Raw genomic sequence first — 24,079 nt, 5'->3', positions numbered from 1 at the left:
CCGCTATGACGCGCGTGACTGTGGTGATCCCCTCGTACAACGACGCCGCCATGTTGCGTGGCTGTCTCGCGGCCCTCGCCGAGCAGACCCGGGTGCCCGACGAGATCATCGTCGTCGACAACGGCAGCACGGATGCCACGGTCGAGGTCGCACTCGAGGCCGGCGCACGCGTGGTCACCGAGACCATCCGAGGCACCCTCCCCGCGTCGGCCGCAGGATTCGACGCCGCCACCGGCGACATCATCGGCCGACTGGACGCCGACTCCCTGCCGCGACCCGACTGGATGGCGCGCGTGCTCGACGCATTCGAGTCCGACCCCACGCTGGCGTGGCTGAGCGGCCCCGGCGACTTCTACGGCGCCAACCGCGCGGTGACCTGGATCGCCGAGAACCTCTACATCGGCGGCTACGACTGGTTCGCCGGCGTGATGCTGGGGCATCCGCCGCTGTTCGGCTCGAACCTCGCCTTCCGCGCCGAGGCGTGGAGGGCGATCCGGGGCGACGTGCACCGCACGGTGCGCGAGGTGCACGACGATCTCGAGCTCGCCATCCACGTGCGACCCGATCAGCCGATGCGCTTCGACCGCACCCTGCGGGTCGGGGTGTCATCGCGGCCGTTCTCCTCGCTGCGCGGGCTGGTGCGCCGCGTGCACTGGGCGTTCGTGACCTTCCGGATCAACTCGCGCGAGCGCTCACTCCTCGAGCGACGGCGGGAGCACCGACGCGTACAGCGCCAATAGATCCCCGACGAGCTGGTGCGGGGCCGTCTCGCACGGGCTGTGGCCGGTCGGGTAGACGGCCAGGCGCGCGTCGATCGAGTCGGCGAACCCGGCGTGCAATTCGAGCGGCCACAGGTCGTGTTCGCCGACCGCGACGAGCTTCGGCATCGGCGACGCGGCGAGCTCGTCCCGCAGATCGGGCGCGCGCTTCATGAGCGCGATGATGTCGGCGACCGCGTCGCGGCGGGTGAGTTCGAACCGCTCGCGCACGAACGCCAGCCGACCGGGCGGCACGTGGGTGTAGTTCTGCTTGACGCCCCAGATCATGAGCGCCGCGCCGATGCGACCGGTCGTGATGCCGGTGATCGGACCGAGGCGCTTGACGCCGCGGAAGCCCTGTCCGGGCTCGGGAGGGCAGCTCAGCAGCGTCAGGCTGCGGAAGAGTTCCGGTCGGGTCACGAACGCCAGCTGCGCCACCGTGCCTGCGAAGGAGTACCCGAGGACGTGCGCCGGCCGTTCGTCGAGCACCGCGAGCAGATCGTCGACGAACAGCTCGTGGTCGTAGGCGCGACCCGGTGGCGGCCCGGCCTGGTAGGACTCGTACTGCCCGGCCATGTCGAAGCTCACGACCCGATAGCCCGCCGCGGCCAAGAGCGGCAGCATGAGCACGAAGTCCTCCTTCGAGCCCGTGACCCCGGGCACGAGCACGACGAGGGGATGCTCCGGGTCGCCCATCGAGAGCGTGGCGAGCCGCCCGCTCGGCGCGTCGATCCAGCCGCGCTCGGCGCCATCCGGCACGACTCGCCAGTCGAGGTCTCCGATGGCCTCATCGAGAGCGATCAAACGGGCGTCAGTACTCACGAAGGCGATGTTAGCGGCGCGCGAGTTGCGGCGCCGTCACCGCGGCGACGAACTCGCGCAACCTCGCGTACACCGCGGGCGATCCCGGGTGGCGACTGTCCTGCTGCCAGGTGTGCTGCGCGGTGTCGTCGACGAGCACGTCCACGTGCACGTCGTGCCCGCGCAGCGCCTCGATGTAGTTCAGATTCGCGCGGTAGAACGGGTCTTTCAACGAGGTGGTCACGAGCACCGGCGGGTGATCGGGTCCGACCCATTCGATGGGTGAGAGATGGCGAGCCGCGTCGCGCAGGTCCGCCGGGGTCTTCGCCTTGCCGGGCAGCAGCATCCGCACGAAACCGAGGCCCAGGATGAAGCCGCGCTCGAAGATCACGGAGAAGTCGAGGGCGGCGCAGTGCTGCACCATGCCGCGGATGGTCGCGCCAGGCACCGACGTCAGCGCGTAGTGCTCTGCGAGCTCTCCGTCGCGCTCCGCGGCCGTGAGCATCGCGGCGATCTGCCCTCCGGCGGAATCCCCGCCGAGCACGATGGATGCCGGATCGCCGCCGTAGTCGCGGATGTTGCGGGCCACCCACGCGAGCGCTGCGTGCGCGTCGGCGAGCATGTGCTCCATGCGGTGACGCGGCGCCATGCGGTAGTTGACGTTGACGACCACCATGCCGCTCGCGGCCTGTGTGGCGCAGTAACGGGTCAGGGGCGCCTTGTCTCCCGAGGTCCAGCCACCGCCGTGGAAGTACACGTAGACGGGGAGCGCCTCGGCCCCGTACGGGGCGATCACGTCGAGCCGATGCTGACGGATGCCGTCGCCGACGTAGTCGACGTCGATCGTGTAGTCGACCCCGCCGATCGGATCGGCCGAGAACCGCTTCAACTCGAACGGCGCCACCTGCGCCATCAGCGCGCGCCACACCCAGACCGGAACCCGCGAGAGGTTCGGGGTGGTGATCGCCATGTCATGACGGTAGCCCTCGCAGCCGCGAGCCTCCTGGACGCGAGCTTGGCGTCCGCTCTGTGTTCGGACGGCCTCGCCGCCCCCTTGACCGCGGCGGGGTGGGGGCGCCTACTCTGGAGAATGATCGTCCCGCCGGCGGAGCCGGGATTCCTCGCCCCTTGGATGGTGCGCCAGCGATGGTTCGCCAACAAGGGGGCGCTGCCGGCGCTCGAGGAGATCGGCCGGTTCGAGTTCCCGAGTGCGGACCCTGGAGTCGCGATCGCCACGCACCTGCTGCTCGACCACACCGCGGGCAAGCCCGCGCTCTACCAGGTGCCGCTCACCTACCGCGCGGCGCCCCTCGCGGGACGAGAGTCGGCGATGGTCGGCATGCTCGGACCGATCTTCGTCTACGACGCCCCGCACGATCCCGCCTACACCGCCGCTCTGCTCTCCTTCATGGCCACCGATGCCGAGGTCGACGGCGACCGGGCTTGGGCCAAAGGCCGACGTACGAGCGACCTGATCTCCTCGGGGCTGGTCTCGCGGGTGCTCACGGGCGAGCAGTCGAACACGTCGATCGTCTACGAGTCCCCGACGGCCGGTGCACCCGTGATCTGCAAGCTCTTCCGAGCCCTGCACCACGGCGACAACCCCGACGTCGAGCTGCAGACCGTGCTGGCCGGCGCCGGGTCGGCGGTGCCCGCCTCGATCGGCCATCTCGTCGCCGACTGGAGCGACCGCGGCCGCGGATCAGGCCGGGCCAGAGGTCACCTCGCCTTCGCCCAGGAGTACCTCGTGGGGGCCCACGACGGCTGGTCGGTGGCCCTCACCGCCGCCGCCGGAGGGCTCGACTTCTCCGCCGATGCACGCGCGATCGGCATCGCGACCGCCGGCGTGCACGCGACGCTCGCGGCGACCATGCCGACGGCGCCGACCGGGCAGCACGAGATCGATGCGACGCTCGAGCAGATGCGCGGACGGCTGGCGGCGGCGATCGCGGAGGTGCCGTCGATCCAGGCGCACGCGGCATCCATCGAGTCGGTGCTGGAGTTCGCGCGCCAGGCGTCGTGGCCGGCCCAGCAGCGCATCCACGGCGACCTGCACCTCGGTCAGGTGCTGTCGGTGCCCGACCGGGGCTGGATGCTCGTGGACTTCGAGGGCGAACCGCTGCGCCCCATGGTCGAGCGCTGCCGGCTCGACACCCCGCTGCGGGACGTCGCCGGCATGCTGCGCTCGTTCGACTACGTGGCCGGATCGCTCGCGGCGCAGGGGCGCCCGGCGCCGGAGTCGTGGTCCGCGTCGGCGCGGACCGCGTTCGAGGGCGGCTACGCCGATGCCTCGGGATGCGACCTGCGCGAGAACCGCGCCGTGGTCGACGCCCTCGAACTCGACAAGGCGCTCTACGAGACCGTCTACGAGGCTCGCAACCGCCCCGCGTGGGTGCGGATACCGGTCGCCGCGATCGCGCGGCTCAGCGCGCGTTCACTGGCCTGATACCCGCCGTTCACGCAACACACCGACACATTCGGGCCGATTGTTCAGCTTCGGGTGCTGGAATTCCCTACAGTGAGATGCGTCCGCACCGATATATTCCGAGCGAAAGCTGCCCCGTGACGATTCGCACGGCCGAGTACCCGAGGCCGGACCACTTCCTTCTCCACCTGAGCGACACCCATCTGCTCGGGCGGCACCGCCGTCTCTACGACACCGTCGACGCCGCGCAGCACCTGCAGCAGCTGCTCGATGAGCTCGAGGCATCCGAGGGTCGCCCCGAGGCGATCGTCATCACCGGCGATCTCGCCGACCGCGGCGAGCCGGAGGCCTATGACCAGTTGCGCGCGATGGTCGAACCGGTCGCGGCGCGACTCGGCGCGACGGTGATCTGGGTGATGGGCAACCACGACAACCGTGCCGCGTTCCGCGCCGGACTGCTCTCCGAGTTCCCCAGCATGAGCCCGATCGACCGGGTGCACGACGTCAACGGGCTGCGCGTGATCACCCTCGACTCCACGGTGCCCGGCCACCACCACGGCGAGATCTCCAGCGCCCAGCTCGACTGGCTCGCCGAAGAACTGGCGACGCCGGCGCCGCACGGCACAATCCTCGCGATGCACCACCCGCCGTTGCCGAGCGTGCTCGACCTCGCGGTGTCGGTCGAGCTGCGCGACCAGTCGGGGCTCGCCGAGGTGCTGTTCGGCAGCGACGTGCGCAGCATCATCGCCGGCCACCTGCACTACAGCTCCACCGGCACCTTCGCGGGAATCCCGGTCTCGGTCGCGAGCGCGACGTGCTACACCCAAGACCTCAATGTGCCGCTGGGGGGCACCCGGGGCCGGGACGGCGCCCGGGCCTTCAACCTCGTGCACGTCTACCCCACCACCGTGTTGCACTCCGTGGTGCCGGTCGGCCAGTACGCCGCGCTGGACTGGGTGGATGCCGCGGAGACGCGCCGCAGGCTCGCGGACTCGGGCGTGCGCATCCCGGAGCGGGTCAACCAGCCGGTCGCCCCCGAGCCGCCGATGACGATGCCGATCCCGCTTCCGGTGTGATCGCCTCCCACGGGGCCGGGATCGGGAAGTACCGTTCGAGGAAGCGCTGCACCGAGCGGGTGCGACGCTTCACCGAGATCTCGGGAAGACTGCCGTCGTTGAGACAGAAGAAGTCGGCGTCGCGATCGCGCAGCAGCCGGTCCATCTCCCCCGGCGCCCGCGCGAGCGTCGTCTCGATGTAGCGCACCCGGGCCGCCGTCTGCTGCACCGCCCGCCCCGTCATGAGGGCGTAGTAGTGGTACAGCGAGTTGGTGACGGAGATGTCGGTCGCCGAGCGGAAGACGCTCGCGGCCGTGCGGGCGAAGTCCTCCGGGAAGGCCGCCTCGAGCTCTGCCATCACGCTGCGGCGCAACGGAGTGGCGGCGTGCTCGAGATGACGCGTGGTGACGCGCCCGAAGCGCTCGCGCAGCAGGGCCCGGTTGACCCGCGCGGCGTTCTCGAATCCACTGCGGGCCGGGTTCGCATCGCCGAGGCCGATGCGGGTGGTCGCCTCGATGAACTTGGTGATGCCGCCCGGGGAGAAGAACATCTCGGGGCGCACCGGGCGACCGAAGAACATGTCGTCGTTGGAGTACAGGAAGTGCTCGCTGAGGCCCTCGATGCGGTGCAACTGGCTCTCCACGGCGTGCGAATTGTGCGTCGGCAGCACGCTCGGGTCGGCGAAGAACTCCTCGCTGCGCACGATGGTGACCCGCGGATGCTCGTCGAGCCAGGCCGGACGCGGCGAGTCGGTGACGATGAAGATGCGACGCACCCACGGTGCGAAGGTCGCGACGCTGCGCAGCGCGTACTTGAGCTCGTCGATCTGCCGGAAGCGGGCCTCCGAGTCGTCGCCCTCGCCCACGACGTAGGCGGCCAGTCGCTGGGCACGGGCGCGCTGGAACTCGGAGTCGGTGCCATCGACCCAGGAGAAGACCATGTCGATGTCGAAATCGACGTCGCTGGCGAGCGGCTCGAACATCCCGGCGAGCGTCGTCCAGGTGCGCTCGTGCGCCTGCACGGTGGTCTCGATCGCCTCGGCGCGCGGCAGCCGACGGCGCATGAGCGCGTTCTCGGTCGGCGCCACGATCTCCTCGGGGCCGAACTTCCACAGCTCCACCCGCACGCCGGCATCCGCACCGAAGCGCAGCTTGCCCGCGGCCGAGGCGCGGGGCCGGAACAGCCGCAGTACGCGCGGATCCCGGGAGCGAGCGAGGGCGCCCTCGGCGATGAGCACCGCGGATTCCCCCCGCGCACGGGAGTAGAACGGCTCGGCGACGAAGGCCTCCGCCAGCACCCGCTCCACCTCGGGCAGTCTGGCGTGATCGATCGCGATGGTGGCGCGGTCGTCGTCCCGGCGCACGAGCAGGTGGTCGATGGCCGCGGCATCCAGCGCATCGTGCACCGCGACGAGATCCTCGAGCATGGCGTCGCGGAAGCCCAGGCGGTCGTTGACGAGCTCGAACCGTCCCTTGCGCAGCCGCACATCGGTGCGGGCGATCAGGCGCGCGTGCGCTCCGGGGCCGACGACCGAGAGTCCGGACGACACCTAGCGCGCAGCCGTGGTCGTGGCGAGCGCGTCGCGAAGCAGGCTCGAGAGCGCCGCGAGTTGCACGTTGGACTCCGCCGCGACATCCTCGTCCGAACCGTCGAGGGCGCGAGCCGCGAGGCCCGCCTTGGAGTCGATGAGCTCGGCGATGCGCGCGTCGATGGTGTGGGCCGCGATGATGCGCCACGCCGTCACCGGCAGCTCCTGGCCGATGCGGTGCACCCGGTCGATCGCCTGCGTCTGCTCGGCGCTCGTCCAGCTGAGCTCGGCGAGCACGACGTTGGAGGCGGCCTGCAGATTGAGTCCGACCCCGGCCGCGGTGAGCGAGGCCACGACGACCGCGACATGCGGATCGTTGGCGAACGAGTCGATCGCCTCCTGACGTGCCTTGGCGCTCTGGTCGCCGCGGATCGAGACGGCCTTCAGGCCGACGCGCTCGAAGTGCTCCTCGGCGGCGTCCATCACGTCGATGTGCTTGGCGAAGAACACCACCTTGCCGACCGAGCGGGCCAGTTGCGCCGTGTAGTCGGCGGCCAGCGTCGCCTTGGCCTGACCGATCTTGCGCACCATGGTGAACACGTTCTCGCCGGTCGAGGCGCCCTTGGACTCCTCGAGCTCGGCGTGGGCGACGGCTCTGATGAGATCCTCGTCGCTCGCGTCCGGCTTGAGTCCGCGGATCCGCTCGAAGCGCTGCATGAGGCGCGCCGTGAGCGCCGCCTCCGCGGCGCGGATCGAACGCCCCAGGTCGTCGTCGAGTTCCACCGGCACGTCGGCGATGCGGCGTGCCGGGATGTCGGCGGCGACATCCACCTTCTTGCGTCGCACGATACCCATCTCGACGACGGCGCGTCGGGCGGCGGCGAAGAACCCGGGATCGGCGGGGGTCAGCTCGGTGTCCTCGAGGCGCTGCATGAGCGCCTGCTGCGGCTTCTTGTCGTCGATCCAGCCCAGGAACTGCCAGATCGCGCGGAAGTCCTCGATGGAGTTGATCAGCGGCGTGCCGGTGAGCGCCATCATGAGGGCGCGCGGCGAGGTCGCGCGGATCGACTTGGAGAGCGCGAGCACGTGCTTGGAGCGCTCCGACTTCAGGTTCTTGATGAAGTGGGCCTCGTCGACCACCATGCCCTTGAATCCGAACCGGCCGAGCCAGCCGACGTGCCGGTCGAGGATCTCGTAGTTGACGATCACGACGTCGCTGAACGCGTCGACGTCGTTGCCGTCGCCGTGCACGACGGTCGCGGTGCGCCCGGGCGTCCACAGCTCCACCTCGCGCGCCCAGTTGGTCTTCACGACGTTGGGCACGACGACGAGCAGCGGATAGGAGTTGGATGCCTCGGCCGCCAGCAGCGCCTGAGCCGTCTTGCCGAGACCGGGCTCGTCGGCGAGCAGGAACGTGCGGTGCCCCTTGCGCACCTCCTCGACGAAGCGCGCCTGGTGGCGCATCATCTCGAGGTCGCCGCGGGTGCGCAGCGTGGTTGCCTCCGGCAGATCCATGGTCGCCGCTCCCCCGCCCGAGCCGATCTCGAAGGATCGGAACAGCGGTTCGATGAGCTCCCAGTTCGCGAGTCGGTTGGCCTTGGCCGGGGCGGCGTTGACGGCGCTGAAGTCGGGGGCCAGGAACGGGTTCGACATCTGCATCTGCCGCACCGATGCCGGCACGACCTGCTTCTCGACCTGCTTGTCGACGGGCTTCGGTTCGGTCGCGATGACGAGCTCGTCTGGGCTGAGTTCGACACCGGCGGCGAGCAGCAGATCACGGCGCAGGGCGCGTGCCGCCGCGGTGACGGGCGCGTCGTCGGCGAGCATCGCGATGAGGCTCGTGTCGCGAGCGGCCGTCTTGGCGAGGATGCCGGCGAGGCCGTCGAGCCGCTTCTGCTCGTTCGCGCGCTCGGCTTCGCTGAGCTTGGTGTCGGTCTTCACGCGGGCGCGCTCCTCGCGCAGCAGCAGTGCCGCGACCTGGAACCGCGCGCGGTTGGCGGGCTTGAGCGGCCCCTTCTGCACGGCGGCTTCGACCTCGCGAGCGGCCCGGGCGAGCACCGGGATCACACCGACGTCATCCCCCGGACGCACTCGGCGTCGCTGGTTCGACGACTGACGCTGGGGGGTGCGCTGGCGCTGACCTGATGCCACGTGGTGATTCTCCTTGCGATGCGGCGATGCTGCCGTAGCGCGGGTTGCGGGCTGCTGTGCGGAACGCCACCGGCTCACTCCCCGATGACGACGACCGGCCGAGAATCCAGACCCAGTCGAGAATGCGGCTGGTGGCCTCTGCGGGACGCTTGCACCATTCTACGCCCAAACCACCGTCAGGGCGCTATCGAGCGCCGCCGTCCGTGTCCCTCACGCGGATGAACGCGCCGGCCGCGGCGAACACGAGCGCGGCGACGTACTGCAGCCCGAACCACAGCTCGGACTGGCCGAGCTCGATCGGCAGCACCGGATTCCACAGCACCGCGATCGGCACGAGCGCCAGCAGCCACCACCACTGCTTGGCCTGCCACGCGAACACCGCGACGATGAGGGCGAAGATGCTCACGATGAACCGGATCACCGTGAACCCGTCCGAGCCGAGCAGCGCGAGACCGACGAGCAGGGCGATCACGGCGATGAGGGCCGGGATGAGGGCGGTGCGTCGATAGCGATCGGGATAGCGCGCACTCACCCCAACAGACTACTCGCGCCGCACGAGCGCTCGGCGATACACTCTGCGGCAACGACACCCAGTGACGGGAAGGGCGTGCGGCATGGGCTTCTTCGACAGCATCGCGGAGGGATTCCGCAATCTCACCGGCGGCGTCGACCAGCAGCTGCTGGCCACCGGCGTGCTCGCGCGTGGCGAGATCCTCGCGCTCGCGCCGTCGAACACGACGGTGACCATCGGCAACGGTCTCGAGGAGCGCAACTGCACCTTCACCCTGCGCGTGCTCATGGATGGCCGGCAGCCGTTCGACGCGACCGTGGTGCAGCGCGTGGCCGAGGTGTGGATCCCCCAGTTGCAGCAGGGCGGCGCCGTCGTCGCGGTGCGCGTCGATCCGAACGATCCCACCAGGGTGGCGATCGACTTCTCGAGCCAGCCGCCGGAGGTCACGCTGCCGGCATCCACCGGCGAGAACAGCGCCGCGTGGATCCTGGAGCACGGCAAGCCCGTGACGGTCGTGCTCGTGGCCAACCAGCCGATGGGGGTCAAGAGCCACCAGGGCGACCCGGTGCATGCGCTGACCCTGACGATCGCGACGGGGGTCGAGACGCCCTACCAGGTGCAGGTCGGCAACGGCGTGCCGGCGACCGCGCTGCCGCTGGTCTATCCCGGCTCGAAGCTGCACGCCAAGCTCGGTGCGGGTGCGAACGACGTCGTCGTGGACTGGGCCGCCGGCGCGGCGACCTAGCCGTCGGGGTCAGACCCCGCCGCCACCTCCGCCGCCACCACCGCCGCCGGAGCTGCCACCGCCGCCGGAGCCGCCGCTCGAACTGCTCGACGAACTGCCGGAGTACGAGGTCGACACGCTCGAGGAGAGCGAGCTGATGCTCGACGCGAAGACGGCCGCGTTGAAGGCCCCAGTGCCCGAATACCAGTCCGGGGATGCCTCGGTGTAGTACTTGCCCAGTTCCTGCGCCCACTGGCGCTCGAGCCCGAACAGGATCGCGTACGGCAGCAGCTTCTCGTACACCTTGACGACCTCGCGGGGATCGGTCGCCGAGACCGCGGTGCGTTCCGCCCCGGTCGGGCTCTGCAGCATCCGGAGCCGGTCGGCCTCCGCGAGTCGGATGTAGAGCTGCAGCCCCTTGAAGTGGTCGCGCAGCTCGGCGCCCTTGTCCGTCAGCGGCGAGCGGAACACGATCGAGAACACGATGATGAAGGCGATCGGCGGCAGCAGCATCGGCAGCACCGGCAACGCACCTCCGCTCGCGTTGTCGAGCATGATCACCCCGAAGACGAAACTGCCGACCCCGCCGAGGATCACCAGCAGCGCGGGCAGGAGGCCGATCGCGGACGCGCCCTTTCGCAGTCCCTCGGTCTTCGTCGCCGTGGCCGTGCTCTGCACGATGCCGCGCACCATCTGGCTGAGCTGGGTGTCGCGCCCGGTCATGAGGTAGCCCGTGCCCGGCTGCAGCTGGAACCCGAACAGCGCGTAGGCGAGGGTGAGCGGCGCACCCTCCAGGCCCTTCGCGTCGATGAGCTCGAGCAGGTAGGTCGTGCCGCGAGCGAACAGTCCCGTCTTCGGCGTCTCGATGATGCGGATGTGCTTGCGCACCGCGAGATCCACGAACTGCGCCGCGGCGCCCTTGTTGGTGCGCTTGAGGATGGATGCCGCGGTGAACAGGTCGAGCCCCTTGGGCGGCGTGTACTCGGCGATGATCGTCGGGCGTCCGCGGCCGTCGGCGAGCCGCGTCATCCGCAACCAGATGGCCCAGATGGCGGCGATGATCGCCGCGCCGAGCGAGAGCAGCTGCGGGATCGCGAAGGGCGAGCCGAAGTAGGAGCGGTCGCGCTCCACGAAGGTGTGCGGCGCGAAGCCGAGCACGACCGTCACGTTCTCATACGGGGCGACGTCGGCGACGCTCGTGGTGAAGACGAGGCCGTCCTTCTCCTCGGCGCGCTGCAGCTCGCACGTCTCACCCGAGCCTTCGTAGCCCTGGTAGCACGCGACATCCCCGGTGAGCGCCGACGCGAGCGCGTTCGGCACGTGCACGCGCGCCGTCACGCTGCCGAACGGCTGCGACCAGCCGGTGCCGTTGGTGTCCCAGTAGAACTCGTCGTCGTTCGTGTCGGCGAAGAAGCGCGTCACGTTGCGCTGCGTGTAGGTGAACACGTAAGTCTGCGCCCCGTGCACGAAGTCGGATGCCGCGCTCGTGATCAGCAGGAACCCCTCGTCGTCGGACTCGACCTCGTACGGCCGGGGATTGCCCTCGCCGTCCGTGACGGAGAGCACCGAGATGTCCGTGGGCTCGCCCTGATAGTCCTCCGGGATCGCCCGGCGCATGCCGCGGTTCTGGTCGAAGTCCGGGAACACCGCGACGAACGTCTCGACCGTCGTCAGCGTGGAGCGCCCGGCGTCGTCGACGCCCAGGTAGTAGTCGGCGGTGAAGCTCTCGAACTGGAAGCTGTTGACGTCGGTGGCGACGATCTCGGGCGCGGACTCGGGTTGCACCGCGACGGCGGCCCCGCCGCCGGCGAACACGGCGGTGAGGGCGAAGGTCGCGGCGAGCAGGGGCTTGAACACGGCCCAACGCTATTGGATGCACCGGCAATCAGAAAGCGCTGCCGCGCCGATCGATAGGCTCGAAGCATGTCCGACGATGCCGCGCTGGCCAGGTTCCAGACCCTGCTGCGCATCCCCACCATCTCCCGCTACGACCCGGACCAGGTGGACTGGGATCAGTTCGAGCGGTTCATCGCGATGGTCTCCGAGCTCTACCCGTTCATCCACTCCCGGCTGGAGCGCGAGCGCATCGCGGGGTACTCGCTGCTGTACCGGTGGCCCGGTCGCTCCTCGACCGAGCCGAGCGTGCTCATGGCGCACTACGACGTCGTCGCGGCGACCGACGCGGGCTGGCGGCACCCGCCGTTCGCGGGCGAGCTCAGCGGCTCCGGCCCCGAGCGGCTCATCTGGGGGCGCGGCACCCTCGACGACAAGGGCGCGCTCGTGGCGATCCTCGAGGCCGTGGAGGCGCAGCTCGCGGCGGGCATCGTGCCCGCGCAAGACGTGTACCTCGTGTTCGGCCACGACGAGGAGACTGCGAGCACGGGCGCACGGGCGGTGGTCGACGCGCTCGAGGCTCGCGGCATCCGTCCCACTCTCGTGCTCGACGAGGGCGGCGCCATCGCCCGGGATGCCTTCCCCGGCGTCTCGAAGCCGATCGCCTTCGTCGGAGCCGGGGAGAAGGCGCCGAACACGTTCCGGCTCATCGTCGACCAGTCCGGCGGGCACGCGTCGACCCCGCCAAAGACGACCGCGACCGTGCGGCTCGCGCAGGCGATGCTGCGCCTGAACCGCGCACCGTTCCGCTCCTCGCTGAGCGCGACGACCGTGGAGATGCTCCGCACGATCGGCAGGCACGCCTCCGGGTTCCAGGGCTTCGCCTACCGCCACGCCCGCGGTCTGTGGCTGATCCTGGCGCCGATCATCTCCAACGTCAGTCCCGAGCTCAACGCGATGACCCGCACCACGCAGGCCGTGACGATGCTCGAGGCCGGTCACGCCGTCAACGCCCTCGCCGAGCGGGCGACGGCGACCGTGAACGTGCGGATCGCGGTCGACTCGAGCGTGGCCGCCGCGACCGCGCACATCACCCGTGCCATCGCCGACGACGCCGTGCGCGTGGAGAACATCGAACCGGCCGAACCGGTGCCGGTCTCCCCGCTGGGCGGGATCGCCTGGGAGCTCGTCGCCGGCACGATCGAGAAGACGTTCCCGGGCACGATCGTCACGCCCTATCTGCAGACCGGCGCGACCGACTCGCGCCACTTCACGCGCATCAGCCGCGGTGTCTATCGGTTCTCACCGTTCGAGATGAGCCGCGAGGAACGCGACACGCTGCACGCCAAGAACGAGCGGATGCGCGTGGACTCGTGGCTCGCGGGCGTCGAGTTCTACCGCGCCCTGACCGCCGCGCTGTAGGCGGCGCGCCAGAGGGCGGAGCTCACCCGCCCGGGATGATCGAGATCGGGCGGCTCATCGGCGGCGCGTCGTCGAGGCGCTCCAGCGCCGGCCGCAGCTCGTTCAACCATGCGTCGTATCCCGCCGCGTTCAGGTGCAGCCGGTCGTCGGAGAATCGGGAGTCGATCTCCCCGTCCGACTGGGCGAGCGCCGGCCAGAGGTCGAGGAACTGCGCGTTCACCGTCGGCGAGAACTGCCGCAGGTGGCGGTTGGCGTCCTGCACCTGGGCGGCGAACTCGCGACCACGCGGCATGATCGACTGCACGAGCATGCGTGCGCCCGGGAGGTCGCGCCGCAACGTCACCAGCACGTACTCGATGTTGCGCACGAGGTGTTCGACGGACTTGCGGGTGCCGAGGTCATTGGTGCCGATAAGCAGCGCGACCGCATCAGGGCGCTGCCCGAGCACCTCGCCGAGGCGGGCGATCACGTCATCGGTCGTGTTGCCGCTCACCCCGAGGTTGTGCGTGAGGCGGTCGGGGAACCATGCGGCCCAGTCCCCTCCCGCGGTGATGCTGTCGCCGAGGAAGGCGATGCTCGAACGGTGATCGGTCGACGGCTCGTCGGTCATGATGGCGCTTCCGGTTGCGGGCTGGCTCTGCCCTTTCCATCATGCGCTACTCGGTGCGCGGGGTCCAGCCGAGGGCGGCCGCCGTGTCCTCGGTGCCGAGCCAGCGCTCCAGCTCGCCGGGACGATCGGTGATGATGCCGTCCACCCCGAGGACGATCGCCTCGGTCCAGGTGTCGGCGTCGTTGAGGGTGTAGAGCAGCACGCCGAGGCCCGCCTCGCGGATGCGCTCCACGGCATCCGGCTCGCGCTGGATGAAGCGACGACTGGTGACGATCGCCATCGCGCCGCACGCCGCCGCGAGCACTGCGGGATCGCCGACGACGGTGCGCGCGATGATCGCACGGGCCAGCCCCGGGGCCGCCTGCCGAAGATGCCGCAGGCTCATGATGTCGAAACTGGCCACGATCACGCGATGCTCGAGCCGTCGACCCGCGATCTCGGCGGCGACCCGCTCCACCTGCACGCGGTTCCATGCGCCCTTGAGCTCCAGGATGATGCGCTTGGAGCTCGGGGCGACCAGATCGAGGAACTCCTCGAGCCGGGGCACGCGCGTGCCCCGGAACTGCGGGGAGAACCAAGCGCCGGCGTCGAGGTCGCTCAGTTCGTCCCAGGTCATCGCCCAGACCGGGCCGGTGCCGTTCGTCGTGCGGTCGAGCGTCCAGTCGTGCATGAGCACGGCGACGCCGTCGGCGGTGAGCTGCAGGTCGGTCTCCACGAAGTCCGCGTCGCCCGCGATCGCCAGCCGCATCGCCGCGAGCGTGTTCTCCGGCGCGCCCTGCTGATCTCCACGGTGGCCGGCGACCAGCACGGGACGGTCGGCCGCACGCGCCGCGGCGATCGGATCGGCCTCGCTCGCCGGCGGGTCGGGGTGCAGGATCGGCACCGCGACGAGCGCGGTGGACAGCGCGGCCGCCAGCATCGCGGTTCTGCGCCGTGGCGTGAGCCACCGGGATGTCGCCATCGACACGCCGTTCTCTCGGGTTCACCCGCGCCGTTGCGGGTTCGCCCATCCTAGCGGCTGTCGTTACCGTTTCGTTATATTTCGTTCAACGGATGTTCATCTCCGGCGAGACGTTCAGAGCAGCGACTTCGTGTGCCACACCGTCTTCGTCTCGGTGAAGGCGACCACCCGGTCGAGCGTGCGCGCCGGTACGCCCGGCTCCGGCGACAGCACGCGCTTGAGCGTGTCGGCCGCCAGAATCTGCAGATCGACCCAGTCGATGTCCCCGGCGCCGACGAGATCGAGCGCGTTCACGTCGGCGTGCCCGGCCAGCCACGGTGCGATCTCCGCCGGCGAACCGGTGAGGATGTTGACGACACCCCCGGGCACGTCGCTCGTCGCGAGCACCTCGGCGAGGCTGATCGCCCCGAGCGGCGAGCGCTCGCTCGCGACCACCACCACGGTGTTGCCGCTGAGGATCGCCGGGGCGATCACCGCGACGAGGCCCAGCAGCGAGTCCCCATCCTGCGGCGCCACGATCGCGACCACGCCGCTCGGCTCCGGGGTGGAGAGGTTGAAGTACGGGCCCGAGACCGCGTTGCCGTTGCCGGCCACCTGCACGTACTTGTCGGCCCAGCCCGCGTACCAGACCCACGTGTCGATCGCGGCGTCGACCTGCTTGAGGGCGGCGGCCCTCGACAGCCCGTCGACGGCGACGAGCTCGTCGGCGAACTGCTCGCGACGGCCCTCGAGCAGTTCGGCGATGCGGTAGAGCACCTGCCCCCGGTTGTAGGCGGTCGCGGCCGACCAACCGGCGAAGGCGGCGCGGGCGGCCACGACGGCATCCCTCGCGTCCTTGCGGCTGGCGAGCGAGGCGTTCGCGACGAATCCGCCCTTCTTCGCCGTGATCTCATAGGTGCGACCGCTCTCGCTGCGCGGGAACTTGCCGCCGATGTAGAGCTTGTAGGTCTTGGGCACGCTCAAGCGGGTCACCAGGAACCTCCCTGCAGGTAGGCGGCGAGTCCGTGGCGACCGCCCTCGCGGCCGTATCCCGACTCCTTGTAGCCGCCGAATGGACTGGCCGGGTCGAAGCGGTTGAAGGTGTTGGCCCAGATCACGCCGGCCCGCAGCTGGTCCGCCACCGCGAGGATGCGCGATCCCTTCTCGCTCCAGATGCCGGCCGAGAGACCGTATGGCGTGTTGTTCGCCTTGGCGATCGCCTCGGCCGGGGTGCGGAAGGTGAGCACGCTCAGCACCGGTCCGAAGATCTCCTCGCGCGCGATCGTCGAACTCGTCGAGACGTTGTCGAAGATGGTCGGCGCGAACCAGAACCCGTTCTCGGGGATGACGCAGTCCGCCGTCCAGCGCTCGGCTCCCTCGCGCTCCCCGATGTCGCTCAACTCGCGGATGCGATCGAGCTGGGCCTTGGAGTTGATCGCGCCGATGTCGGTGTTCTTGTCGAGCGGATCGCCCATCCGCAGGGTGGAGAGGCGCTGCTTGAGTCGATCGACGACCTCCTCGTGCACGTTCTCCTGCACGAGCAGCCGCGACCCCGCGCAGCACACGTGGCCCTGGTTGAAGAAGATGCCATTGACGATGCCCTCGACGGCCTGATCGATCGGGGCGTCGTCGAAGACGATGTTGGCGGCCTTGCCGCCGAGTTCGAGCGTGACCTTCTTGCCGGTGCCGGCCACGGCCTTCGCGATGGCGCGGCCGACCGCCGTGGAGCCGGTGAACGCGACCTTGTTGACGTCCGGGTGGTTCACGAGCGCCTGACCGGTGTCGCCCGCGCCGGTGATGATGTTCACGACGCCCGCCGGCAGTTCGGCCTGCTGCAGGATCTCCGCGAAGATCATCGCGCTCAGCGAAGTCGTCTCGGCGGGCTTGATCACGACGGTGTTGCCTGCCGCGAGCGCCGGCGCGATCTTCCAGGCGAGCATGAGCAGCGGGAAGTTCCACGGGATCACCTGGGCGGCGACGCCGAGCGCCTTCGGGTTCGGGCCGAGCCCCGCGTAGTCGAGCTTGTCCGCCCACCCCGCGTAGTAGAAGAACCAGGCCGCCACGAGCGGCACGTCGACATCGCGCGACTCCTTGATCGGCTTGCCGTTGTCGAGGCTCTCCGCGACGGCCAGTTCGCGGGCGCGCTCCTGCACGAGCCGCGCGATGCGGAACAGGTACTTGCCGCGGTCGGCACCGGAGAGCTTCGACCAGGTGCGCTCGTAGGCGCGACGCGCGGCGGCGACCGCGACATCCACGTCTTTGGACGAAGCGTTCGCGATCTCGGCGATCGGCTCCTCGGTGGCCGGAGAGATCGTCGTGAACGGCGAGCCGTGAGCCTTCACGAAGTCGCCGTCGATGAAGAGGCCGTAGCGCTTCTTCAGGTGCAGGATGCTCGTGGACTCCGGCGCCGGAGCGTAGTCGAGAAAGTTCATGTCGGCCTTCAGTCGATCGTGACGTAGTCGGGGCCGGAGTAGCGGCCCGTGCTGAGCTTCTGCCGCTGCAGCAGCACGTCATTGAGCAGGGATGACGCCCCGAACCGGAACAGGTGCGGTTGCAGCCACTGCTCCCCCACCGTCTCGGCCACCGTCACCAGGTACTTGATGGCGTCCTTGGACGAGCGGATGCCGCCGGCCGGCTTCACCCCGATGCTCTCTCCCGTGAGCCGGTGCCAGTCGCGCACCACCTCGAGCATGAGCAGGGTCACGGGCAGCGTGGCCGCCGGGGCGACCTTGCCGGTCGAGGTCTTGATGAAGTCGCCGCCGGCGAGGATCGCCAGCCACGACGCTCGGCGCACGTTGTCGTAGGTGTTCAGCTCCCCGGTCTCGAGGATCACCTTGAGGTGCGCGAAGCTGCCGTCCTCGCGGCGGCAGGCCTCCTTGACCGCGACGATCTGGTCGAAGACCAGCCCGTAGTTGCCGGCGAGGAACGCACCGCGATCGATGACCATGTCGATCTCGTCGGCACCGGCGGCGACGGCATCCTTCGTGTCGGCCAGCTTCACGGCGAGCGACGCCCGTCCGGAGGGGAATGCGGTGGCGACCGCCGCGACGGCGATGCCACCGTGGTCCGGGTCGCCGTGGGCGTCGCCCAGGGCGCGGACGGCGGACGGCACCATGTCGCCGTAGACGCACACGGCCGCGACGCGGGGGGTGGTGGCATCCGTGGCGTCCGGGGTGATGGCCTTGGCGACGAGCGAGCGCACCTTGCCCGGGGTGTCTGCGCCTTCGAGCGTGGTGAGGTCGATGAGACGGATGATCGTGTCGAGCGCCCAGGCCTTCGAGGTGGTCTTGATCGAACGCGTGCCGAGGCCCGCGGCGCGCTGCTCGAGGCCGACCGCGTCGACCCCGGGGAGACCCTCCAGGTGCAGGCGCAGGCTCTTCTCGGTGAGATCCGAACCGATGAGGTTGATCGCGCGTTCGGCCGGCGCCAACGCCAGGGCCTGGGATGGAGCAGTCACCCCCCGAGTCTAGGCCGGGGTCGGCACGTTGTGCCCAGTGGCGCTACGCCGTCGAGCCGCCGACCTCGCCGAGGTGCTGCGACCAGGTCTGCTGCATGTCGCTGCCCCAGGTGGCCCAATTGACCGGATGCCCGTACAGCAGATCGCGCAACTGATCCAGCCGAGTGAGCCAGTCGGCCTTCGCTCGCGCCGTCGCCGCGGGCTCCAGCTCGAGCCGCACCGCCAGTCGCAGCCGCGTGCTCGTGCCACGCGTGCCGCCGGGGATCTCGTCGAGCTCGAAGCGCAGGGCGAGGTCCGTCGCCTCCACCGCGAGGCACTCCGGTCGCTGCAGCACCACGATGTGCGCGAGGGTCTGCGGCCGCGCGGGTTCGAGCATCCAGTGCAGGCGGTATTCGCCGCCCAGCTCCGGCTCGATGTCGGCATCGGCGAGCCAGCCCGAGACCAGGTCCTCGTCGACGAGCGCGTCCCAGACGATCACGCGCGGAAACTCGATCTCGCGCTCGAACTCCAGGGTCACGGCTGCCACACGCACACTGTACGACCGGCGTACGGCACGCCCAGTTCGGCACGCGCGTTCTATGCTGTTCGGCATGTGTTCGACGAGCCTGACCACCGACCGTTGACCGCCCCGGAGTACGTGCTCGCCGTCGATCTGGGCGGTACGAAGGTCGAGGCGGCACTCGTGGACGCGAGTGGCGCGCTGCTGACCGCGAGCCGTTTCCGCGCCCCCACCGGCCCGCGGGCGACGAGCGAGGAGCTCGCGGCGAGCGTCGAGCACGTGGTTGTGGGCGCGTTCGCGGCACTGCCCGAGGGCGCGGGGCTGATCGGCGTCGGCATCGGCAGCGCCGGACCGGTCTCGGTGGCCGACGGTCTGGTCTCCCCGCTGAACCTGCCCGCCTGGCGGGACTATCCGCTGCGCGCCCAGGTCGAGGCCGCGCTGCCCGGCGTGCCGGTGGTCCTCCGCGTCGACGGCGAGGCGATCGCCCTCGCCGAGCACTGGATCGGCGCCGGCCGCGGCGTCGACAACCTCATGGGCATGGTCGTCTCCACCGGAATCGGTGGCGGGCTGATCCTGGGCGGTCGCGCCGTCGCGGGGCCGACGGGCAACGCCGGGCACATCGGGCACGTCGAGGTCGGCGGGTTCGACGATGCGTGTCTGTGCGGCGGCATCGGATGCGTGGAGGCCGTCGCATCCGGCCCGCACACGGTCGCCTGGGCGCGAGCGCAGGGCTGGACCGGCGAGACCGGCGAACAGCTCGCCGCCGCCTATGCGGCCGGTGACGCGATCGCGGTGGCCGCCGTGCGCCGCTCGGGTCGTGCGATCGGCCAGGCGATCGCTTCGGCGACGGCACTGCTCGACCTCGATCTGGTCGCGATCGGCGGGGGCTTCTCGCACGTGACCGCCGACCTGTTCGACCTGATCCGCGAACCGATCGCCGCGCGTGCGGCGTTCCGCTTCGTCGCGAAGGTGCGGGTCGTACCGTCGGGGCTCTCGGGCGACGGCCCGCTCGTGGGAGCCGCCGCGCTCATCCACCGAGCGGCGTTCGCGTCCTGACCCCGCGTCAGACGCGGGGCGGCACGCCGAGGATCTCGCGGATGCGCGCCTCGTCCGCGGCCATCTGCCTGGCCAGAGCGTCGGCGCCCTCGAACTTGTGCATGCCGCGCACGTACTCCACGAAGGCGAGCTCGATCGGCTCCCCGTAGATGTCCAGCTGCGCATCGATCGCGTGCGCCTCGACCTGCCTGGTGAGCACGCCCTCGAAGGTCGGGTTGTTGCCGATGGAGACCGCGGCCGGGTACCGCTCGCCGCCGACCGTCATCCACGCCGCGTAGACGCCGTCGGCCGGCACGTAGCCCTCGATCTCCTGCGCCAGGTTCGCCGTGGGGAAGCCGAGCGTGCGACCGCGCTGCTCGCCGTGCACGACGACCGATCGGATCGCGGGCGGGGCGCCGAGCAGGTCCGTCGCCTCCCGCACGCGGCCCTCGCCGAGCAGCTCGCGGATCCAGGTGGAGGACACCCGACGCGCACCGTCGGGTGTGATGTCGGAGATCATCTCGACGCCGAAGCCGAGTTCGGCCCCCAACCGCTCGAGCAGGGCGAGATCGCCGGCACCCCGGGCGCCGAATCGGAAGTCGTGCCCGACCAGCACCACACGCGCGTGCAGGGCGTCGACGAGCACCTCGCGCACGAACTGCTCCGGCGTCTGCTCGCTCAGAGCGCGATCGAAGGTGAGCATCAGGGTGGCGTCGATTCCCGTGGCGGCCAGGTTCTCGAGCTTCTGCGCGTTGCTCACCAGGGCGTCGGGGCACAGCTCCGGTCGCAACAGGCTCAGCGGGTTGCGATCGAAGGTGACGACCGCGGCGGCGAGGTGCTGCTCGCGGGCGCGCTCCAGCAGCCGGGAGATCACCGCGCGGTGCCCGACGTGCACCCCGTCGAACTTGCCGATCGTCACCGCGCTCGGCCCGAACCCGGCGGGAACCTCGGCCGGTGAGCGGAAGGTGAGCATCAGGCGGTCGCAACCGGTCGGGTGCGGGCCAGCCACAGCATCCCCAGCACGGGGAGCACGAGCGGGATGAACAGGTACCCGCGGCCGAAGAACGACCACACAGTGTCGGCCGGGAAGAGCTGCGGGTCGACGAGGCTCAGCACGCCGACGGTGAGCACGCCGAGGAACTCGAACACGATGGTGATCCACGCGATGCGGTACCACAGCGAGCCCCGACGGATCAGGGCGACCGTGGCGAGGATGTAGACCACCGCGGCGACCGCGGACAGCGTGTACGCCACCGGCGCCTGGTCGAAACTGCGCAGAATCTGCACGAAGGACCGGGCCGTCGCCGCGAGGGCGAGCACGGCGTAGACGGCGATCAGCACCCGGCCGACGCCGACCGCCCTGGAGGAACCGTTCTCGCGCATCGCGAACAAGACTACGACAGCTCGGGGGTGCGCTCAGGCGCCCTGCACGAACCAGATCTGGCCCATGCGGTAGACCATCACCGCGATGGCCAGACACGCGACGCCGAGCACCACCGTGCTCCAGCGCGAGCGGTCGACAAGCGCCCAGAAGACGCCCGCCGCGGGCACCAGCACCGCCGAGCCGAGGTAGACCCAGAACTCGAGCCCGTCTCCGGTCGGCCAGTTGCCGAACAGCGGCGCGACGAGCGCGACGATCAGCTGGATGACGATCAGCAGCTCCACCAGCAGCGTCGCCCCGATCGTGAGGTCGTTCGGCACCCGGCCGAGGAGTCCCGCGATCACGCACAGCAGCCCCGCCGCCACCGCGACCGCGATCTGCACCCACTGGAACCACTCGATCATGCCGACACCTCATCCGTTGGAAAGTTCACGAGCACCCGCGCCCGCCCGCCCGCGACCTCGACGAGGCCGACGAGTCGCCCGTCCGGGGCGACGGCAGCGATCGGGCCGCCCTCGCCGTCGAGCGGAACACGCTTGCCGTTGGCCAGATCCGCGGCCGCCTGCTCGTCGAGGCGGGCCACCGGAAGCAGTCGCGCGGCGATCTCGGCCGGCGGATGCAACTCGGGCTCCCCCGGTGCCGTCGCGTCCTCGACGCGGAACGGCCCGACACGAGTGCGCCGCAGCGCCGTCAGGTGCCCGCCGACTCCCAGCGCGTCGCCCAGGTCGCGAGCCAGGGCGCGCACATAGGTGCCGGAACTGCAGTCCACCCTGACATCGACGTCGATCCACTCGCCGCGGCGCACCGCGAGCACGTCGAACGCCGAGATCGTGACCGGGCGTTCGGGCAGCACGACCTCCTCGCCGGCACGCACCAGGGCGTAGGCGCGACGGCCGTCGACCTTGATGGCGCTCACCGCGCTCGGTCGCTGGAGGATGGGACCGGTCAGCGCGGTGACGGCGGTGGCGATGGCCTCGTCGGTCACCCGGGCCAGGGCCGCGGCATCCGCGCGGGCCCCGAGCTCACCCTCGGCGTCGTCGGTCGTGGAGCCCGCGCCGAGCCGGATCGTGGCGAGGTACTGCTTGTCGAGACCGACCAGATAGGTCAGCAACCGCGTGGAGCTGTTGGCACCGAGGATAAGCAGGCCCGTGGCCATCGGATCGAGCGTTCCGGCGTGGCCGACCTTGCGGGTGTCCAGCGCCTTGCGGGTGCGCGAGACCACGTCGTGGCTCGTCATGCCCCCCGGCTTGTCGACGAGCAGGATTCCGCTGGTCGTGCCGCTCATGATGCCATGCTAGAGCCATGCGGATCGGCGTCATCGGGGCAGGGGCCGTCGGGGGCGCGATCGCGGCACTGCTCGACCGTGCCGGACACGAGGTCGAGGTCACCGCGCGCGGGGCGCACCTCACGGCGATTCGCGAGCACGGCATCCGGCTGAGCGGGGGCTGGGTCGACCACGTCGCCGCCGTCACCGCCAATGCGCGCCTCGAGCGCGCGCCGCGACTCGTGCTCGTGACCACCAAGGCGCAGGATGCCGTCGCGGCGATCCGGGAGAACCTCGCGCTGCTGCGCGGCGTGCCCGTCGTCGTCATCCAGAACGGTCTGGACGCGATCCCGAACGCGAGGGCCGCGGCGCCGCGTTCGGACATCGTCGGCGGCCTCGCGGTCTTCGCGTCGTCGTTCCTCTCCCCCGGCGAGATCGTCGTCACCACGCCCGGGCGGCTCTACCTCGGCGTCGAGGAGGGCGCCGACGACGTGCCGGCACGGTACGCGGCACGCGTGCTCGGCGAGGCGCTGCCCACGGTGGTGCTGCCGAACTTCCGCGGCGCGCAGTGGTCGAAGCTCATCATCAACCAGGTCAACGCGCTGCCCGCCATCACGGGACTGAGCGTGCAGGAGGTGATCGGCATCGGTGCGCTGCGGCGGATCATGACGGCGAGCATCCGGGAGAACGCCCGCATCGGACTCGCCAGCGGTGTGCGTTTCGAGCAGCTGCAGGGCCTCAGTCAGGCGATCGTGCGCTTCGCTGCGGCTTCTCCGTTGTGGCTGGGACAGCTGCTGCCGGTGCTCATGCGACGCAGCATCGGCCCGGTGCCCAATCCCGGATCGACGCTGCAGAGCGTGCGGCGGGGTCAGCCGACCGAGATCGACTTCCTCAACGGCGCCGTGGTCCGCGCCGCAGAGGCCATCGGCCGCACCGCTCCGGTGAACGCGGCGATGGTGCGGTTGGTGCACGAGGTGGAGCGCACTGGCGAGTTCCTGACGCCCGAGGCGGTCAGCACGAGTCTGCGAACTGCCTGAACGGTCGGTCGGGGTCGGTGTTGTCCACGATCACGGATGCCGCCACCCGCGGTCGCGCCTGCGCGAGATACAGCTCCTGCCCGCCGAGGTAGCGGGCGGTGAGGCCGCGGCCGTCGCGGGCGATCAGGCGGGCATCCGCTACCTCGACCGGCACCTCGAGCCAGACCGACCAGTTCCACAGCCCGCGCAGCTCCGGACGATTGAGAAAGACCCCGTCGACGACGAGGGTCGCATCCTGCGGGCCAGTCGTCCACTCCATCTCGACCGGGGTGTCCCGCGCGAGATCGAAGGCGGCGGTCACGAAGCCGGCGCTCCCGGCCATGCGGAACGGCTCGATCAGTACGCGGCGGAACAGGTCGTAGTCGAAGGAGTCCTCGTAGTACCCGATCGGCGAGTCCACGCCGCGGGCGTGGCGTTCGGCGCGCGGGCGGTGGAATCCGTCGATCGAAGCGCGGAACACCGCGTGGCCGTTGCGCCCGAGCCGCTGCGCGAAGTCGTCCGCGAAGCGGGTCTTGCCCGCGCCATCCAGGCCATCGATCGCGATCATGGTTCGACCGCGCGCGTAATTGGCGAGGAACTCGTCGGAGAGCGCGTCGAGCAGGTCGCGTCGCTCGAGGGTCATGACCGCCATGGCCTCAGTCTAGGTTT

General features: G+C 70.3%; 24 protein-coding genes. 7 read left to right on the top strand and 17 right to left on the bottom strand.

Features of this window, described 5'->3' with window-relative positions; translation table 11 throughout:
* Nucleotides 1-5 precede the first annotated feature (5 nt).
* Complete coding sequence (locus tag PYV02_RS13445; RefSeq protein ID WP_275759567.1) at nucleotides 6-740, top strand: glycosyltransferase family 2 protein; 735 nt, start codon at nucleotides 6-8, stop codon at nucleotides 738-740.
* Here the strand turns inward: PYV02_RS13445 and PYV02_RS13440 are convergent.
* Entirely contained in the window at nucleotides 693-1,580 is an 888-nt protein-coding gene (locus PYV02_RS13440) for an alpha/beta fold hydrolase (RefSeq protein ID WP_275759566.1), read from the bottom strand. The genes PYV02_RS13445 and PYV02_RS13440 overlap by 48 nt on opposite strands.
* A gap of 10 nt (nucleotides 1,581-1,590) precedes the next feature.
* A complete protein-coding gene (locus PYV02_RS13435; protein WP_275759565.1) occupies nucleotides 1,591-2,529 on the bottom strand; it encodes an alpha/beta hydrolase in 939 nt (312 codons plus the stop codon).
* A gap of 120 nt (nucleotides 2,530-2,649) precedes the next feature.
* Here PYV02_RS13435 and PYV02_RS13430 point away from each other — a divergent pair, with 120 nt between their 5' ends.
* A complete protein-coding gene (locus tag PYV02_RS13430; RefSeq protein ID WP_275759564.1) occupies nucleotides 2,650-4,005 on the top strand; it encodes a maltokinase N-terminal cap-like domain-containing protein in 1,356 nt (451 codons plus the stop codon).
* Between the two features lie 116 nt (nucleotides 4,006-4,121).
* Nucleotides 4,122-5,060: a phosphodiesterase gene (locus PYV02_RS13425; protein ID WP_275759563.1), complete on the top strand. Its 939-nt coding sequence runs from the start codon at nucleotides 4,122-4,124 to the stop codon at nucleotides 5,058-5,060.
* On the opposite strand, the gene PYV02_RS13420 is transcribed toward PYV02_RS13425, so the two are convergent.
* The 3 genes from PYV02_RS13420 to PYV02_RS13410 form a co-directional block, all read right to left on the bottom strand.
* Nucleotides 5,002-6,588: a stealth family protein gene (locus PYV02_RS13420; protein ID WP_275759562.1), complete on the bottom strand. Its 1,587-nt coding sequence runs from the start codon at nucleotides 6,586-6,588 to the stop codon at nucleotides 5,002-5,004. The genes PYV02_RS13425 and PYV02_RS13420 overlap by 59 nt on opposite strands.
* Nucleotides 6,589-8,718, bottom strand: coding sequence for a DEAD/DEAH box helicase (locus PYV02_RS13415; RefSeq protein ID WP_420833635.1), 2,130 nt, complete (start codon nucleotides 8,716-8,718; stop codon nucleotides 6,589-6,591).
* A gap of 184 nt (nucleotides 8,719-8,902) precedes the next feature.
* A complete protein-coding gene (locus tag PYV02_RS13410; RefSeq protein WP_275759561.1) occupies nucleotides 8,903-9,250 on the bottom strand; it encodes a DUF6804 family protein in 348 nt (115 codons plus the stop codon).
* A gap of 82 nt (nucleotides 9,251-9,332) precedes the next feature.
* Between PYV02_RS13410 and PYV02_RS13405 the strand changes: the two genes are divergently transcribed.
* Entirely contained in the window at nucleotides 9,333-9,974 is a 642-nt protein-coding gene (locus tag PYV02_RS13405) for a hypothetical protein (RefSeq protein WP_275759560.1), read from the top strand.
* A gap of 9 nt (nucleotides 9,975-9,983) precedes the next feature.
* On the opposite strand, the gene PYV02_RS13400 is transcribed toward PYV02_RS13405, so the two are convergent.
* Complete coding sequence (locus tag PYV02_RS13400; RefSeq protein ID WP_275759559.1) at nucleotides 9,984-11,810, bottom strand: DUF2207 family protein; 1,827 nt, start codon at nucleotides 11,808-11,810, stop codon at nucleotides 9,984-9,986.
* A 66-nt stretch (nucleotides 11,811-11,876) separates the two neighbouring features.
* On the opposite strand from PYV02_RS13400, the gene PYV02_RS13395 reads away from it, so the two are divergent.
* The gene (locus tag PYV02_RS13395) at nucleotides 11,877-13,208 is read left to right on the top strand and encodes a M20/M25/M40 family metallo-hydrolase (protein WP_275759558.1); all 1,332 of its coding nucleotides are present in this window, start codon (nucleotides 11,877-11,879) and stop codon (nucleotides 13,206-13,208) included.
* 22 nt (nucleotides 13,209-13,230) lie between these two features.
* Here PYV02_RS13395 and PYV02_RS13390 read toward each other — a convergent pair whose 3' ends face one another.
* From PYV02_RS13390 to PYV02_RS13365, 6 genes are all read right to left on the bottom strand, one after another.
* Nucleotides 13,231-13,818 carry a GDSL-type esterase/lipase family protein gene (locus PYV02_RS13390; RefSeq protein ID WP_275759557.1) on the bottom strand — a complete coding sequence of 196 codons (588 nt, stop codon included), beginning with the start codon at nucleotides 13,816-13,818 and terminating at the stop codon, nucleotides 13,231-13,233.
* 46 nt (nucleotides 13,819-13,864) lie between these two features.
* Nucleotides 13,865-14,779, bottom strand: a complete 915-nt coding sequence (locus tag PYV02_RS13385; protein WP_275759556.1) for a glycerophosphodiester phosphodiesterase — start codon at nucleotides 14,777-14,779, stop codon at nucleotides 13,865-13,867.
* Nucleotides 14,780-14,893: 114 nt separating this feature from the next.
* Nucleotides 14,894-15,751 (bottom strand): aldehyde dehydrogenase family protein, encoded by an 858-nt coding sequence (locus PYV02_RS13380; RefSeq protein WP_275759555.1) that lies wholly within the window; start codon nucleotides 15,749-15,751, stop codon nucleotides 14,894-14,896.
* Entirely contained in the window at nucleotides 15,748-17,190 is a 1,443-nt protein-coding gene (locus tag PYV02_RS13375) for an aldehyde dehydrogenase family protein (protein ID WP_275759554.1), read from the bottom strand. Before PYV02_RS13375 ends, PYV02_RS13380 begins: the two co-directional genes overlap by 4 nt.
* An 8-nt stretch (nucleotides 17,191-17,198) precedes the next feature.
* Nucleotides 17,199-18,215 (bottom strand): deoxyribose-phosphate aldolase, encoded by a 1,017-nt coding sequence (gene deoC, locus PYV02_RS13370; protein WP_275759553.1) that lies wholly within the window; start codon nucleotides 18,213-18,215, stop codon nucleotides 17,199-17,201.
* A gap of 43 nt (nucleotides 18,216-18,258) precedes the next feature.
* Nucleotides 18,259-18,741: an SRPBCC domain-containing protein gene (locus tag PYV02_RS13365; protein WP_275759552.1), complete on the bottom strand. Its 483-nt coding sequence runs from the start codon at nucleotides 18,739-18,741 to the stop codon at nucleotides 18,259-18,261.
* Between the two features lie 66 nt (nucleotides 18,742-18,807).
* Between PYV02_RS13365 and PYV02_RS13360 the strand changes: the two genes are divergently transcribed.
* Nucleotides 18,808-19,770: an ROK family protein gene (locus PYV02_RS13360; RefSeq protein WP_275759551.1), complete on the top strand. Its 963-nt coding sequence runs from the start codon at nucleotides 18,808-18,810 to the stop codon at nucleotides 19,768-19,770.
* A gap of 7 nt (nucleotides 19,771-19,777) precedes the next feature.
* On the opposite strand, the gene PYV02_RS13355 is transcribed toward PYV02_RS13360, so the two are convergent.
* Genes PYV02_RS13355 through truB form a run of 4 tightly spaced genes read right to left on the bottom strand, consistent with a single transcriptional unit; the run spans nucleotide 19,778 to nucleotide 22,415 of the window.
* Nucleotides 19,778-20,722, bottom strand: a complete 945-nt coding sequence (locus PYV02_RS13355; RefSeq protein ID WP_275759550.1) for a bifunctional riboflavin kinase/FAD synthetase — start codon at nucleotides 20,720-20,722, stop codon at nucleotides 19,778-19,780.
* A complete protein-coding gene (locus PYV02_RS13350) occupies nucleotides 20,722-21,132 on the bottom strand; it encodes a hypothetical protein (RefSeq protein ID WP_275759549.1) in 411 nt (136 codons plus the stop codon). Before PYV02_RS13350 ends, PYV02_RS13355 begins: the two co-directional genes overlap by 1 nt.
* Nucleotides 21,133-21,165: 33 nt before the next feature.
* On the bottom strand, nucleotides 21,166-21,534 hold the full coding sequence (locus PYV02_RS13345; protein ID WP_275759548.1) for a hypothetical protein: 369 nt from the start codon (nucleotides 21,532-21,534) through the stop codon (nucleotides 21,166-21,168).
* Entirely contained in the window at nucleotides 21,531-22,415 is an 885-nt protein-coding gene (gene truB, locus PYV02_RS13340; protein WP_275759547.1) for a tRNA pseudouridine(55) synthase TruB, read from the bottom strand. Before truB ends, PYV02_RS13345 begins: the two co-directional genes overlap by 4 nt.
* Before the next feature lie 17 nt (nucleotides 22,416-22,432).
* Here truB and PYV02_RS13335 point away from each other — a divergent pair, with 17 nt between their 5' ends.
* Nucleotides 22,433-23,431 carry a ketopantoate reductase family protein gene (locus PYV02_RS13335; protein ID WP_275759546.1) on the top strand — a complete coding sequence of 333 codons (999 nt, stop codon included), beginning with the start codon at nucleotides 22,433-22,435 and terminating at the stop codon, nucleotides 23,429-23,431.
* On the opposite strand, the gene PYV02_RS13330 is transcribed toward PYV02_RS13335, so the two are convergent.
* Complete coding sequence (locus PYV02_RS13330; RefSeq protein WP_275759545.1) at nucleotides 23,406-24,062, bottom strand: nucleoside/nucleotide kinase family protein; 657 nt, start codon at nucleotides 24,060-24,062, stop codon at nucleotides 23,406-23,408. The genes PYV02_RS13335 and PYV02_RS13330 overlap by 26 nt on opposite strands.
* Nucleotides 24,063-24,079: the final 17 nt, after the last annotated feature.

This window comes from Antiquaquibacter metalliresistens, from assembly GCF_029211225.1.
GTDB classification, from domain to species: domain Bacteria; phylum Actinomycetota; class Actinomycetes; order Actinomycetales; family Microbacteriaceae; genus Rhodoglobus; species Rhodoglobus metalliresistens.
The sequence above is the reverse complement of the archived record's forward strand: the minus strand, read 5'-3'. Positions and strand labels throughout refer to the sequence as shown.